Below are 12522 nucleotides of genomic sequence, written 5' to 3'. Positions count from 1 at the left end.
GGGGTCGGCGCTGGTGAACTCAATGCGCCAGCGGAACGGCTCGCTCAGGCGCTCTTCGCCGCTAAACGCCAGCACGTCGGGCTGCGCGTCGCAGCCGCGCACCGCCAGCAGATGGTGGCTGTGGCTGAAAAAAGAGACCGGGTTGCTGCTCATGATGATGTCCTTATGTTTTGCTGCCGGAAGTCAGTGACAGACACGCTACCGCCCTTCGCTGTAAACCCGAGCGCGCGGGTCGACGGCAGGCTTCCCATTTTCTTACTTATATGCCCCCCATTGAGGTCAGATCAAACATTTACATGTGCTTCTCTAATCTCACTATAAGAAGAAATATTAATTTTTATTCCTTTAAAAATGGTGTTAGAAGCAAGTATTAAGCACACTTTTTTTACGTGTACACTGGTGACTATATAGTGAGCAGAACAACATAATCAATATGCAAATTGATAGAATGTGATCTGATTTATATAGGAATTATCTTACATTCGGGGTATGCAGATTGAGAAAAACAGAGAGTCGGCCAACTGAATAAATCTGAAAAATGAACAAAGAGAGCTGCTCAGCGATGTCCTGATAGGCTTCACTTTATACATATAATGAAATAATTTTAATGGATAACTAAAATGATAATCACTCATTGTGATTACATCAACTTCAGGTCTATTTCGGAGATAAGTTACTGCGAATTTTGTTATAGTCTTCTCCCCTGACTACCTGTGTCATGCATTTTATGTCATTGGTGACTGCTGCGGGCAGGGCTGGGTTTCGGGATTGAGTGCAGGAGGATGATCGTCACCTGTATCGCTCGCTTCAATCTACAAATTACGTTTGAGTTCACAAACGGCGATGCGTATGTCGTCAGCGATGAGGATTATCAATGATAAAAATACACCCCCCTCCACTACCCGGCGTCTGGTTTCCTGTCAGCCTGCCGTGTCGCCGGAGATGGCGGTAAACTGGCTGAACCACTGAAGTGAGTCAACCAGACAATTATACAGCCCCTAAAAATTGGTCAGGGTCATTTTCAGAAGTCACTCCGCAATAACTTCATTAGCAGACTGAGAAGCCAGTCAAGACACCGGGTAATCCCCAGCATAGTGGCAACGGTCACCACGAACTTTGACAACTCAGCGGGAGCGGCATACCACCCTGACAGAACCTGTACCCCGTTCAAAACGACACCGGCTATCAGTACTGATAAGGCAATAACTATCAGGCGGGACAGGCTGAACGTTTTGTATACCTTATCAGGTGTGTTGAGAATTTTTACCATGACCGGCTTCCAATGTAATCTCCTAAAAAAACCAATTAAAAAATAGAATTATATTCCTAATCAGCACTCTAAGATAACAAGGATAATTAAACACCACCTAATCAATAATTAATCTCAAAATTTAATCAGCGTCACATTATCTGAAAACTATTATAATAACAGGTCACACATCAGTGCTTTTGGCTAAAAGTACAATATAAATATAGATTTCACCCTGAATAAGCGAGAGTGTAAGTGTTGATCACCAGCTGGCACGACGCCGGTAACGAAGTTGTTTGGGATGCCATAACGCTCTCATCACCTGACATCTCAATACTTCAGTTCCATTGCCACTAGCGTAATGGTGGCGTACAACGGCGGGTAAAAACGTTAAACAACTTCATGGCGAATGCCCATACCACTTCCAGCAATTCCTCCGCCACAAGCATAATCCAGGCCATTTGGGTTCCCTCTGTCAGACAAGGTCGTCCTCGGGTACGGCCGCAAGCTATCCGGGTCGTCCCGGATACGGCCTGAAGGGGATACATCTAAAAGGCTGTAAGATTGCCAGCCATCAACTTGATTTGATAAGTTTAAGGTCTGCTTTACGGCTTCTCTTCAGAACATCGTAAAAGTTTTCGTGAGAACCTAAACTTAGCAAATAGAGTTCTATCTTGCTTTCCACCCAGCTATAGCCCAACAACATCTGCTGGCTGTTTACTGAAAATTTGTGTACCCGCAGGTAGGAGAGGTCGCCTTTCTTTTGCTCTCCTACCGTCGGGTTTTCGATGATTTTTTCTATTTCATCTTCAATCAGCATCAACGAATCCTGATCAAATCGCTCCAGGCTTTTCGTGAAGCGATTGGTTTCGTACACATCAATCTGTGACTTTCTTTGTTCTGCGCACATATTTCTTTACCTTATTGTTTTCGACCTCACTTTGAGCGAGCAAAATCTCCCAGATAAAGCTAAACGGCAGGTCAGGGTTATCTTCAGCAATGCGCCCTATTTTTGCCCAGTATTCAATCTGTTTAGGGATGCTTCGGCTCGCGGCCTCGGCATGAACTTTTACATCGCTCACGAAGTCTTCATCAAGACGGACGCTGATGGCCATAATTTTTACTCCAGTAGCTCTTACTAACAACATGAACAGCAAGTGCGTTCGAAAAGTATAATGAGGTAACCTGGGGGGAAGCGGCTTGGCCTGGAACGAATCAGATATGAACATTGCAGGAGATTCAGTAAACCAGGCTAAGCGATGCAACCATCCGCAACTTTGCTCACATACGGTTACGAGAGATTACGACATTTAAGTGCATAAAGCAACATTTTGTCGCGTCAAGCCGCCCACATCCAGAGAGCAGACAGCCTGTGCTGAAGATGAACTGATGGGCTCGCCTCTCATTCAAAATCCCTTGAAACCACGTGCTGCTTAACCGTTTATCAGCGTGCTGCTGAACTCTGCTCCCGGCATCATCTCCGTTAGTCCATCGGTGAGCATTTTTCCGGCCGCGTGTAACTCTTCCAGCGGCATCGCCGGCAGGCTTTCCAGAATAAACCACATCTGCGCATCTTCGGCGCACAGGCGGGTACGGATCCCCTGCCGCCAGTTCCAGCGGCGGCAGGTGACGCCCGCGTCGTCGCACCACACCACCTCCCCCGCTTCCGGGGACTCCAGCGCGGGCTGCCCCTCTTTGAAGGTATCGAAGGTTTCGCTGCCGCTGGCGACGATCAGCCGCGGCATTCCCTGATAAGCGGCAAAGTTCTCGCCGCCGACCGGGATGGCGTAGCGCAGGCTGACCGCGTTATAGAGATCGACCACCGGATCCAGCGCCGCCATGCTGCCGTCGCGCAGCACCCGTTTGCGCAGCGCCTCTGCCGAGCAGGGGGTACGCTTCGGTTTAGCGCCAAACTGGCGAAAGGCCTCGCCCCAGGCGGCAAGGTGCGCTTCTGCCCAGTCCGGCTGACCGGCCAGCACCGCTTCGCAGGCGGCGTGCAACGCCTTTTCACCCACGGTGACATCCTGCACGGCTGCCGCCTTGACGCTGATACTCAGGGCACGGAAGCCCGGTGCGATACGGCTAATTTCTTTACTGATTGACGGTGTGACGTTAAACATCGGATAATCCTGTAATGACCGTTTTCGACCATGATAATGACCAATGACCAAAAAAGTCAATTTAACGACCGCTAATACGACCAACGCGAACGGCCTTCCAGCCGATGTCAACCTTGCAGGTGGCGCTGCTACTGGCGCGGTCATCAATACCGCTACAGGCGGCGCTGGTGCTGCCGCGCTCAACAACACCGCTACTGACGGCACACATCCTGACGCGATCAACCAGACCGCCACAGGTGGCGCTGCTACTGGCGCGCTCAACAACACCGCTACCGGCAGCGGTGATGCCGCTGCAGGAGGCGCTGACGCCGGCGCGGTCAGCGCCGCGATGGCTGCCCGCATTCGTCTCTACCGTAGCCAGAAAAAGATGTCGCTGGATGAGCTGTCGCGGCGTGCCGGGGTGAGTAAAGGCATGCTGGTGGAGATCGAGGGCTGCAGGGCCAATCCCAGTATCGCCCTGCTGTGCCGCATCGCCGCCGCGATGGGCGTGTCGGTGGCGGACTTCGTTAACGTCGCCAGCGCGCCGCCGGTGCACGTGATTGCCGCTGAGGAGATCCCGGTGCTGTGGCAGGGCGAGCACGGCGGCAGCGCCCGGCTGCTGGCCGGCACCAGCGGCCCGGAGATGGTTGAGCTGTGGCGCTGGGTGATGCAGCCGGGCGAAAGCTTCGCCTCCCCCAGCCATCCGCAGTCGACCTGTGAACTGCTGTACGTTGAACAGGGCAGCCTGACGCTGTGGGTGGACGAGCAGCGCTACGAGATCGCTGCGGGGAATTCAGCCGTCGCCCGCACCGACGCGCCACACCGCTATACCAACCACGGTGATAGCCGTCTTGAATTTACCATGACCGTTTATGAACCGGGTCGGTAGCGAGTATAAGCGGGCAAAGGTGGCCAGAATGAGCGTGCTACCTGAGCCCGATTTTTTCATCATATCTCATTCCATCAGCGCTTCTCATTTGACTTAAAGAGCTTTCACAGACAATTTTCTTTCCAGACGGATTCTGTTCAGGAGTAGGATAACCGCTCGATACCATCACGGACCGAGGGGTTATTGAATGCCAGTCAATGAACGCATTAAACCGACATCAGGCCCCCCTATTATGCCCGGCGGAGTCAGGCAGCTTACGATAGGTGAAATCGCTCTGGCGAGAACGCTGTACGGTGACAGCATTCGTTACAGCAAGGTGTGGGTGCACAGAGAAAGCTATCTGCCCTTCAATTTAATGCCTGTTGATATCGCCATGAGCCCTAACGGTGAAATGTGGTACAGGGAAGGAACTTATTCTCCCGATTTCTCGTTAGAACAACAATTAGTAAAAAAACACCGATTCATGCATGAAATGATGCATGTCTGGCAATCACAGAAGGGAATGTTCGTCAGAACCAGAGGGTTATTCTCTCGTTTTGCTGATTATAGTTACCATTTAGAAAAAGCAGATCTTTTTCACTATGGTTTAGAACAGCAGGCCAGCATTGTTAGTGATTACTGGCTACTTCTCAACTATGGTTTCAGCGATAACAATTACCTGCATGAGTATCTGGATTATAATCGTGAAGAGTCTACTTCTTCACTAATTAAAAGATATAAATCAGTTCTGAAAGGCTTCCCCGGATGAAAAATATCATTATTATAACACTTTCATTAATGTTAACCGGCTGCCCGGGTGGACCCAGAGCCCCTCACCCCAGATCCGTATTTATTAATGGCGAAAATTTATGTTTCAGTCTGAATAAACATGATGTGTTGAACTACTACACAATAACATCCACTGAAACGGGTGACATTAAAACAATCAAATCATCAGGAGATAAAAAGCTGAATTTATCTTATCCGGAAAACTGCATAACAATAAAATGGAAGTATGGCTACAGCTATGTGATAAATTATGGACTCAATGACAAGAAATACACTCATGATTTTTTCATTGATAACAACGGACAATTAACCAACACAGGAGGTTTATGATGTCATTGCCCGCATATTTGTTTCTGTATGATGAGAGTGGAACACAGATAAAAGGTGATTGTATGGTACAAGGGAGGGAAGGTGCTATCGAAATAATGAATAGCAGTTATGGTGTCAGGCAGAGTGTAGATAGCCATAGCGGTAACTTGACCGGCACACGTCAGCATGACCCCATTACAATCCACAAGCAACTCGATAAAATAAGTCCTTACCTTGCGGTCGCCGTTTGTGAATCAAGGAGATTACAAAAAGCAGTTATTCAGTATTATGAAACAATTGAGTCTGGGATAGAGTCAATGATATATGAAGTCAGATTAGAGAACATCGTCATTTCCTCCGTTGATTTCACACATGTCTACTATCCTGGTAGTTCCTCTCCTAATATGCATGAGGTTGTAGGAATCAGGTTCAAAAGTATCGAGTGGTACTATAAAAAAGGCAACATTACCTACTCTGATTCGTGGATGAAAAAAAAGTGAATATCTCCTTCCTGCATGTTTGAAGTGTGTCGTGAGCTCCGGGATACTACTGTAGTAAATCCGGGCTGAGAGCAGAGAAACGTGGTTATCGGTAATGACCAGCATCGATTAGCCAGTGTGGCGCATAATGATGTCCTTGCTTAACATGCTCAGCCTGCAACCGCCAGCTGACTTTGTCACATAAAATAAAACAGGAGTCGCCATGTTTACCGGTCTTAGCGCTTTCCCCCTTACGCCGTTTAATGCCGATGGCATTGATGAAGCGGCATTTATCCGCCTGCTTAACCGCCTGACCGCCGCCCGCGTAGATTCGCTGGGGGTGCTGGGGTCGACCGGCAGCTACGCCTATCTGAGCCGCGAACAGCGCAGCCGTATTGCCCAGGTCGCCAGGCAACATGCCGGGGAGACGCCGTTAATGGTCAGCATCGGGGCGATTAGCACCGAACAGGTACTACATCTGGCCGACGACGCGCAGCGGGCCGGGGCAGATGCCCTGCTGTTACCGGCGATGAGCTATCAGAAACTGACTGATGATGAGGTATTTGGCCTGTTTGAGACGGTGACGCGCTATGTCTCGGTGCCGGTCTGTATTTATGACAACCCAGGAACCACTCACTTTACCTTCTCCGACGACCTGCACGGCCGGATTGCCGCCCTGCCCGGCATTGCGTCGGTGAAGATCCCCGGCGTGCCGCCAGCGGCAGACGACGCCGCCGCACGGGTAAAGTCGCTGCGCGATCGGCTGCCGGGCCGGGTAACGATTGGGGTAAGCGGTGATGCCTTTGCCGCTGCCGGGCTGAAGGCGGGCTGTGAGGTCTGGTACTCGGTGATGGGCGGCCTGTTCCCGCACGCCGCAAAAGCGCTGACCGACGCCTCCGCGCGCGGCGACAGTGCGCAGGTGGCTGAACTGGGCGCACGGCTGGAGCCGCTGTGGGCGCTGTTCCGCCAGCACGGCGGCAGCATCCGGGTGATCGCCGCGGCGGCCAGCGCGCTGGGCCTGACCGATGCCGACTGCCTGCCGCGCCCGCTGCTGCCGCTGGCAGCAAAGGATAGGGAAGAAGTGGCGCGGATTATTACACAGCTGGAGCTGGCCTGATCTGTTGCCGCTGGCGCCAAAAAACGGGCATAAGCGATCACCGTGCCGGAACTGGTTTGATGCACGCGGGTCGGATACTGCCCTATCCGACCCTTGCCCCCGATATCGGCACGGGCAGCGACATCCTCACCCGGGGGTTGTTTACTTCAGCTAACCCGTACGCCCTCAGCAGAACGATTACCTGTTTTGTTCAGCCCGCTGCCCCCTCAGTCGATACGCTTCGCCTCGTTCGCCCGGTAGCGGATAAACTCAAAGCTGGCGGGCTGACGATGATAAACCGCATCGACGCAGGCGATGCCGACAAACGAGCCGGTGAACTCGCCGTACTGACTGTATTCGTCGGAGAACAGCGCCGCGTCGTAACGCTGGCCGACCGGCTGATAGTGCACATCGTCGGTGGACCAGCTGAAGCCCATTTGTCGGCCGTCGATTTCCAGCCGCAGGTAGAGTTCACCATCGGCCGGGTGGGTGCAGAGGTGGCGATCCTCCCTTTTCAACCCGTTATCCAGATGGACAACCGACAGTTCGGCCGAACGCGTGCGCTCGTCAAAGGTTTTCTGCAGCAGCAGCCAGTTCATATTGTCGTAGTAGAGGATCAGCCCGGCGCTGTGCTGGAAAACGGCGGGAGAGAAATCCATGCGGGTGGTGACGGTGGCGTCCAGCGCGGTCAGCTTGCGCGCCAGCAGGCTGACCCGGTTTTCGGAACAGAGCGACTCCTGGCCGCGCAGCGTTACCCAGCCCGGTTTCACTGCGGTATTGGCGAAGGTCTCCGCCGCGATGCGCGGGGCGTAGAGGTGGATATCCAGCGGGCCGTCGTCAAAGCGGATCGCCCGATCGACGATCTCCGCAGGCTGTGGGCCTGCCACACCGGGAATATCAATCCAGTCGCGGGCGATATTGCCCCCGCCCGCCAGCCGCAGCCAGCCGTCCCCGGTCCAGTACGCTTCCTGAATCGCCGTTTCCCGCCCCAGCGGGCAGCACAGCTCCGGGCGCAGCGGGCGGCCGCACAGGTGCACCATATACACCCGGCCATCGTCGCACTCAACGTAGCTGGCGTGCCCGGCCTTCTGCAGGCCGGCATCCGGGTTAAAGCAGCCCGCCCGCAGGTAGTCTTTATCAAAGGCCGCCGCCGAGGTTTTGTCGATCACCAGCGGCGTGTGCAGCCGGTCGGCGCTGGCCGAGGTGAGGATCGGGTTCTGCGGATCTTTCTCATACGGCCCGAGCACGTGGCGGGAACGCCCCATGGTGACGCAGTGGCCGTAGCCGGTGCCGCCTTCGGCGGTCATGATGTAGTACCAGCCGTTGCGTTTGGTCAGGTGCGCCCCCTCCGCGCCGATCTCGCCGTCGCCGGACCAGATGCGCTGCGGGAAACCGACCGTTTTGCCGCTGGCCGCGTCATACTCCACCACGCTGATCGCGCCGCTGTAGCCGTCGCGGGTTTCCCAGTCGACCGCCACCACCCATTTACGTCCGTCGTCGTCGTGCAGGATCGAGGCGTCATAGCCCGCCGAGTGCAGGTAGACCGGCTCGCTCCACGGCCCTTCAATATTCTCTGCGGTGATCAGGTAGTTATCGACGTCAAAGCAGCGCCCGTTCATCGAATTCATCACGCCGTACAGCACGTAAAACAGCCCGTCCGCCTCACACCAGGTGAGACAGGGTGCCCAGATGCCTTTGGCGGATCGCAGTTTCGTCAGGTCGGCCTGAGCGGGGGTGGTAATGACATGGGTTTTCAGCGTCCAGTTGCCCAGGTCGGTAGAGTGCCAGATCGGAATGCCCGGGAACCACTCGAACGAGGAAACGGCAATATAGTAGTCATCGCCACGGCGGCAGATCGCCGGGTCCGGGTTAAAGCCTTTTAAAATCGGATTAGTGATAATCATTGATGCCTCACTCTGATTCGTTAACGTTAACTGACTTTTGCCAGGCCGGTGCGCACGCCGTTATCGCTGCGGTAGCGGCCGATAATCAGCACCAGCGCCACCACCAGCAGCGCCGGGTAAAGGGTAAAAATCAGCCGGATGGTATGCACCGCGTCGGCGCCCTGCTGCGTTGCACCGCCGGTGTAGCCGCTCCAGGCCAGCAGCCAGCCGATCAGCGCGCCGCCCAGCGCGATGCCCAGCTTGATAGCGAACAGGTTAGTGGAGAAGACGATGCCGCTCAGCTTGCGGCCGGTCTGCCGCTCCAGCACGTCGACCACGTCGGAGAGCAGCGCCCACTGCAGCGGGGTGGCCAGCAGCTGAATAAAGTTAATCGCCACGATCAGCGCCAGGATCACCGCAATCGAGCCAGCGGGAATAAAGTAGAGGACCGCCAGCAGCACCGCTTCCAGCAGCATACAAATTTTAAAACCTTTAACCTTGTCGTAATTTTTAAAGAAAATACCGGAGCACAGAGCGCCAAAAAAGGCCGCCACAATACTGACGGTTAAAAAGGTGGTCACCAGATCCGGGCGGCTCAACACATAATTACAGAAATAGATCACCACGCCGGCTTTAAATATCACCGCCACCAGGTTCACCACGTTAAGAATAAACAGCGACAGCCACTCGCGGCTTTTAGTCAGTACCGCAATATCCTGCCAGACGCTGACGCGGCTGGTTTCAGGCGGGCTGATATATTTCTCGTGGGTCAGCCGGTAGCAGACCAGCAGCAGCACCGTGCCCAGCGCGCCGATCAGCACCATAGCGTGGAAGTAGCCCTGCTGCAGATTACCGTGGCCCAGCCAGGCCACCAGCGGCAGCGCGGCCAGCGAGACGATCAGCCCGCCGCAGGCGCTCATCGCAAAGCGCCACGACTGCAGCGAAACGCGCCCGGCCGAGGTCTGGCTGAGGTTGTTGATCATCGCGCAATAAGGCACGTTGATGGTGCTGTAGAGCAGCGAAAGCAGGGCGTAAGAGACGTAAGCGTAGGCCAGCTTGCCGCCGTAAGAGAGATCCGGCGTGTAGAAGGTCATCATACAGACCAGGCCAAAGGGTACGGCGAACCACAGGATCCACGGGCGGAACTGCCCCTTCGCGGTTCGGGTGCGGTCGGCCAGCGCGCCCATGCCGATGTCGAATACCGCATCAATCACCCGCACCGCCAGGAACATGGTGCCCATATGCGCCGGTGATAACCCGTAAACGTCGGTATAAAAATAAGCCATAAACAGTATAATGGTTTGCCAGACCAGATTACAGGCGGTATCCCCTAAACCATAACCAAACTTATCTGCACGCGTCAGTGTCGTTTCCGTCATTTTAAGCCTCGGTACCTGGAGAATATTATTTTGATTGTTTTTTTGGACGCCACAGCGCCGGCAATAAGATTATTGCTTTCCCCTGGGGGAGTCTGTATAAAATGGCGCGCGGGGTATAAGAAAGGTGAACCTGATGCGTGATGACAATCCCATTTACGAAAACATAATTCTGTTTGACCACCGTTTGTTTTATCTGCAGAAATACGTGCTGCCTGACTACGCCGGCGAAGTTATCCCCTCGCACTTTCATTTTATGCCGGAAATAATGTGGTTCCGCCAGGCGGGCGGTAGCTTCACCATCAACGGCGACTGTTATCCGCTAAAAGACAATACGCTGGTTTACATCCCGCCGCTGATCCCCCACGAGCTGCAGCTCGATGCCGCCGCCCTGCACCACCGCTATCTGCTGCAGCTGGAGGACGATCTGCTGAGCGGGCTGGCGGTCACCGGCTACCGGCAAAAGCAGAGTATCCCGCTGTTGATGGTGGTGCCGGAGCCGTTGGCCGGGCGGCTGGAAACGCTGTTCGCCTGGTGTGACGGCTATCAGCAGTTCCCGGCGCAGCAGGTGCTTTTTCGCAAAGCGCTGTCTCTGCTGCTGGAGGAGATCTTTCTGCTTACCCCCCAGCGCCACGACGGCTGGCAGAGTGAACGGCCCGGCTTTATGCACGACCTGCTGCAGGTGCTGCAGCAGATGGAGCGGGAAAACCGCTTTGAACTGGGCACGCTGGAGGCCGCGCAGCGCTGCGGCGTGTCAAAGTCCTACTTTTCCCGCCGTTTTAAAGCCCACTTTGGCATGACGTTCAAAGAGTACCTGCTGGTGAGAAAGCTGAAGTCGGCGGTGGGGCTGCTGCTGGCCGGTGAACGTAAAATCGCCGATATCGCCGAGGCCACCGGCTTTACCGACAGCGCCTATTTTACGCTGAAGTTCCGTACGCTGATGGGCTGTACGCCGACGGAGTTTCGGCTGCAGGCGGCGAGCGACCGCTGGGGAAAGGCGGTTTACCCGCCCCACGCGCCCGTCACGGCTAATGACTTTTTTATTAGCGCGAATGAATAGTCTGTATTTTTTTTAACCTTAACTTCACGCCATCGCCCTCACCTCGGCTAAGCATCGTGGCCAGAGGGGCTGGCACTGCGAAAGCTGCGCCGCGCCCAACATTCCCGTTAGCATTGCAACTCAGGCCAGGCCCGGCAAGCCCTTAAATGCACGCCTGGCGGTGGTCCGGGACTTTCCACACCCGCCGCTTAAATTTTACTAAATACGCGTGCGCTGAATCACAATGTCAGGTTCTGCAATATTTCTGTCACAAAAGCATCATATGCTGGTACTACACTTGAAGAGTCAAACGTTTAACGGAATTGAATAATCATGACAACCGTCAAGGCAACAAACCTGAAAGACGCGGAAGAGCTGCTCCACTCCGGGATCAACAAAGTCGAACTGGCTTACGATATCGGTAGCGACGACTTCTTCCGCCTCGCCAGCCGTTGGTGCGATCGTGGTGCGAAAATCTCCATGGGCCGTGATCATTTCGTGGTGTCGATTAAAGGGATGAGCATCCCACCGAACCACTAAGCCCCAGGATTTTGAAAACTGGCTGCTTACCTGTTTAAATAGCAACTCAATCTGAACCGGTAAGTGGCTATGCACGCTGTTGACCTGCCCGTCCTGCCCCCTTTTCTGCCGTCCGCCCGGCTGCAGCCGCTGGATTATGCCCCCGGCGTGATGCTGCTCGACGCCCGTTTTTCCCCTGAGCATTTTGATGAATCGCTGTTTCAGCGCTTAGCTATTCCCGCGCCGGAACAGCTGCGCCAGGCGCTGCGCAAACGGCGGGCGGAGTATCTGGCCAGCCGTTTCAGCGTGCAGCAGGCGCTGGCGACCTTCGGCATCGACGGCTTTATCCTGACCAACAGTGCGGCGCGGGCGCCGGTCTGGCCGGCCGGCCTTGGCGGGTCGCTGTCGCACAGCCGTAACCGGGTGTGCGCGCTGTTAACCCGCGATAAGGATCGGCTGGTCGGTATCGACTGTGAGCAGGTGATGGCCGGGGCCACGGCGCGGGAGATGGCGGAGATGATCGTTAATCCGGCCGAGCAGCAGCGGCTGATGGCGCTGGATCGCCCGTTTCATCAGGCGCTGACGGCGGTGTTCTCGGTCAAGGAGAGCCTGTATAAAGCGGTCTGGCCGCATTTAGGGCAGTTTATGGAATTCAGCGATGCGGAAGTGGTGGCGGTCAGTGCGGATTGCCGGCAGATGCGGCTGCGGCTGACGCGAAACTGGTCAGAGACGTTTTATCAGGGGCGGGAATTTCAGGCGCGGCTGGTGTGGCAGCCCGATGAGGTGATGAGCACCGTCATCGGGTGGCACAACGAC

The 12522-nt window shown here is 54.7% G+C and carries 13 protein-coding genes and 1 pseudogene; 8 read left to right on the top strand and 6 right to left on the bottom strand.

Annotation, left to right across the window (positions count from 1 at the left end):
* From NV64_RS24285 to NV64_RS21855, 4 genes and pseudogenes are all read right to left on the bottom strand, one after another.
* A pseudogene (locus NV64_RS24285) lies at positions 1-153 on the bottom strand (Rhs element Vgr protein); the annotation flags it as partial.
* Between the two features lie 1670 nt (positions 154-1823).
* Entirely contained in the window at positions 1824-2159 is a 336-nt protein-coding gene (locus NV64_RS21865; protein WP_101506775.1) for a type II toxin-antitoxin system RelE/ParE family toxin, read from the bottom strand.
* Positions 2128-2364: a ParD-like family protein gene (locus tag NV64_RS21860; protein WP_056239676.1), complete on the bottom strand. Its 237-nt coding sequence runs from the start codon at positions 2362-2364 to the stop codon at positions 2128-2130. Before NV64_RS21860 ends, NV64_RS21865 begins: the two co-directional genes overlap by 32 nt.
* A 318-nt stretch (positions 2365-2682) precedes the next feature.
* Complete coding sequence (locus tag NV64_RS21855; RefSeq protein WP_101506774.1) at positions 2683-3369, bottom strand: B3/4 domain-containing protein; 687 nt, start codon at positions 3367-3369, stop codon at positions 2683-2685.
* Between the two features lie 328 nt (positions 3370-3697).
* Here NV64_RS21855 and NV64_RS21850 point away from each other — a divergent pair, with 328 nt between their 5' ends.
* The 5 genes from NV64_RS21850 to NV64_RS21830 all read left to right on the top strand — a co-directional run bounded on the left by NV64_RS21850 (position 3698) and on the right by NV64_RS21830 (position 6910).
* Entirely contained in the window at positions 3698-4237 is a 540-nt protein-coding gene (locus NV64_RS21850; protein WP_101506777.1) for a helix-turn-helix domain-containing protein, read from the top strand.
* A 187-nt stretch (positions 4238-4424) separates the two neighbouring features.
* Positions 4425-4985, top strand: coding sequence for a type IV secretion protein Rhs (locus NV64_RS21845; protein ID WP_101506773.1), 561 nt, complete (start codon positions 4425-4427; stop codon positions 4983-4985).
* The gene (locus NV64_RS21840; protein ID WP_072166430.1) at positions 4982-5335 is read left to right on the top strand and encodes a putative T6SS immunity periplasmic lipoprotein; all 354 of its coding nucleotides are present in this window, start codon (positions 4982-4984) and stop codon (positions 5333-5335) included. The genes NV64_RS21845 and NV64_RS21840 overlap by 4 nt, the downstream gene beginning before the upstream one ends.
* Positions 5335-5814: a type VI secretion system tube protein TssD gene (locus tag NV64_RS21835; RefSeq protein WP_056239765.1), complete on the top strand. Its 480-nt coding sequence runs from the start codon at positions 5335-5337 to the stop codon at positions 5812-5814. Before NV64_RS21840 ends, NV64_RS21835 begins: the two co-directional genes overlap by 1 nt.
* 202 nt (positions 5815-6016) lie before the next feature.
* Positions 6017-6910: a dihydrodipicolinate synthase family protein gene (locus tag NV64_RS21830; RefSeq protein WP_101506772.1), complete on the top strand. Its 894-nt coding sequence runs from the start codon at positions 6017-6019 to the stop codon at positions 6908-6910.
* Positions 6911-7116: 206 nt separating this feature from the next.
* Here NV64_RS21830 and NV64_RS21825 read toward each other — a convergent pair whose 3' ends face one another.
* Positions 7117-8793 carry a glycoside hydrolase family 43 protein gene (locus tag NV64_RS21825; RefSeq protein WP_233209072.1) on the bottom strand — a complete coding sequence of 559 codons (1677 nt, stop codon included), beginning with the start codon at positions 8791-8793 and terminating at the stop codon, positions 7117-7119.
* A gap of 26 nt (positions 8794-8819) precedes the next feature.
* Positions 8820-10151, bottom strand: a complete 1332-nt coding sequence (locus NV64_RS21820) for a glycoside-pentoside-hexuronide (GPH):cation symporter (protein WP_101506771.1) — start codon at positions 10149-10151, stop codon at positions 8820-8822.
* 133 nt (positions 10152-10284) lie between these two features.
* Here NV64_RS21820 and NV64_RS21815 point away from each other — a divergent pair, with 133 nt between their 5' ends.
* The 3 genes from NV64_RS21815 to NV64_RS21805 form a co-directional block, all read left to right on the top strand.
* The gene (locus NV64_RS21815; protein WP_101506770.1) at positions 10285-11208 is read left to right on the top strand and encodes a helix-turn-helix domain-containing protein; all 924 of its coding nucleotides are present in this window, start codon (positions 10285-10287) and stop codon (positions 11206-11208) included.
* Between the two features lie 312 nt (positions 11209-11520).
* Positions 11521-11727 (top strand): hypothetical protein, encoded by a 207-nt coding sequence (locus NV64_RS21810; protein ID WP_056239662.1) that lies wholly within the window; start codon positions 11521-11523, stop codon positions 11725-11727.
* Between the two features lie 69 nt (positions 11728-11796).
* Positions 11797-12522 (top strand): 4'-phosphopantetheinyl transferase (locus NV64_RS21805; protein ID WP_101506769.1); only part of this gene is annotated, 726 nt, incomplete at its 3' end.

This window comes from Erwinia sp. B116 (assembly GCF_002865965.1).
Taxonomy (GTDB): domain Bacteria; phylum Pseudomonadota; class Gammaproteobacteria; order Enterobacterales; family Enterobacteriaceae; genus Erwinia.
The sequence above is the reverse complement of the archived record's forward strand: the minus strand, read 5'-3'. Positions and strand labels throughout refer to the sequence as shown.

What these genes read in the sequence shown, in the direction of transcription:
- NV64_RS21845 (WP_101506773.1), top strand. Translation starts at nt 4,425, where the DNA reads ATGCCAGTCAATGAACGCATTAAACCGACATCAGGCCCCCCTATTATG.
- NV64_RS21820 (WP_101506771.1), bottom strand. Translation starts at nt 10,151, where the DNA reads ATGACGGAAACGACACTGACGCGTGCAGATAAGTTTGGTTATGGTTTA.
- NV64_RS21810 (WP_056239662.1), top strand. Translation starts at nt 11,521, where the DNA reads ATGACAACCGTCAAGGCAACAAACCTGAAAGACGCGGAAGAGCTGCTC.
- NV64_RS21840 (WP_072166430.1), top strand. Translation starts at nt 4,982, where the DNA reads ATGAAAAATATCATTATTATAACACTTTCATTAATGTTAACCGGCTGC.
- NV64_RS21835 (WP_056239765.1), top strand. Translation starts at nt 5,335, where the DNA reads ATGTCATTGCCCGCATATTTGTTTCTGTATGATGAGAGTGGAACACAG.
- NV64_RS21860 (WP_056239676.1), bottom strand. Translation starts at nt 2,364, where the DNA reads ATGGCCATCAGCGTCCGTCTTGATGAAGACTTCGTGAGCGATGTAAAA.
- NV64_RS21815 (WP_101506770.1), top strand. Translation starts at nt 10,285, where the DNA reads ATGCGTGATGACAATCCCATTTACGAAAACATAATTCTGTTTGACCAC.
- NV64_RS21825 (WP_233209072.1), bottom strand. Translation starts at nt 8,793, where the DNA reads ATGATTATCACTAATCCGATTTTAAAAGGCTTTAACCCGGACCCGGCG.
- NV64_RS21830 (WP_101506772.1), top strand. Translation starts at nt 6,017, where the DNA reads ATGTTTACCGGTCTTAGCGCTTTCCCCCTTACGCCGTTTAATGCCGAT.
- NV64_RS21855 (WP_101506774.1), bottom strand. Translation starts at nt 3,369, where the DNA reads ATGTTTAACGTCACACCGTCAATCAGTAAAGAAATTAGCCGTATCGCA.
- NV64_RS21865 (WP_101506775.1), bottom strand. Translation starts at nt 2,159, where the DNA reads ATGTGCGCAGAACAAAGAAAGTCACAGATTGATGTGTACGAAACCAAT.
- NV64_RS21850 (WP_101506777.1), top strand. Translation starts at nt 3,698, where the DNA reads ATGGCTGCCCGCATTCGTCTCTACCGTAGCCAGAAAAAGATGTCGCTG.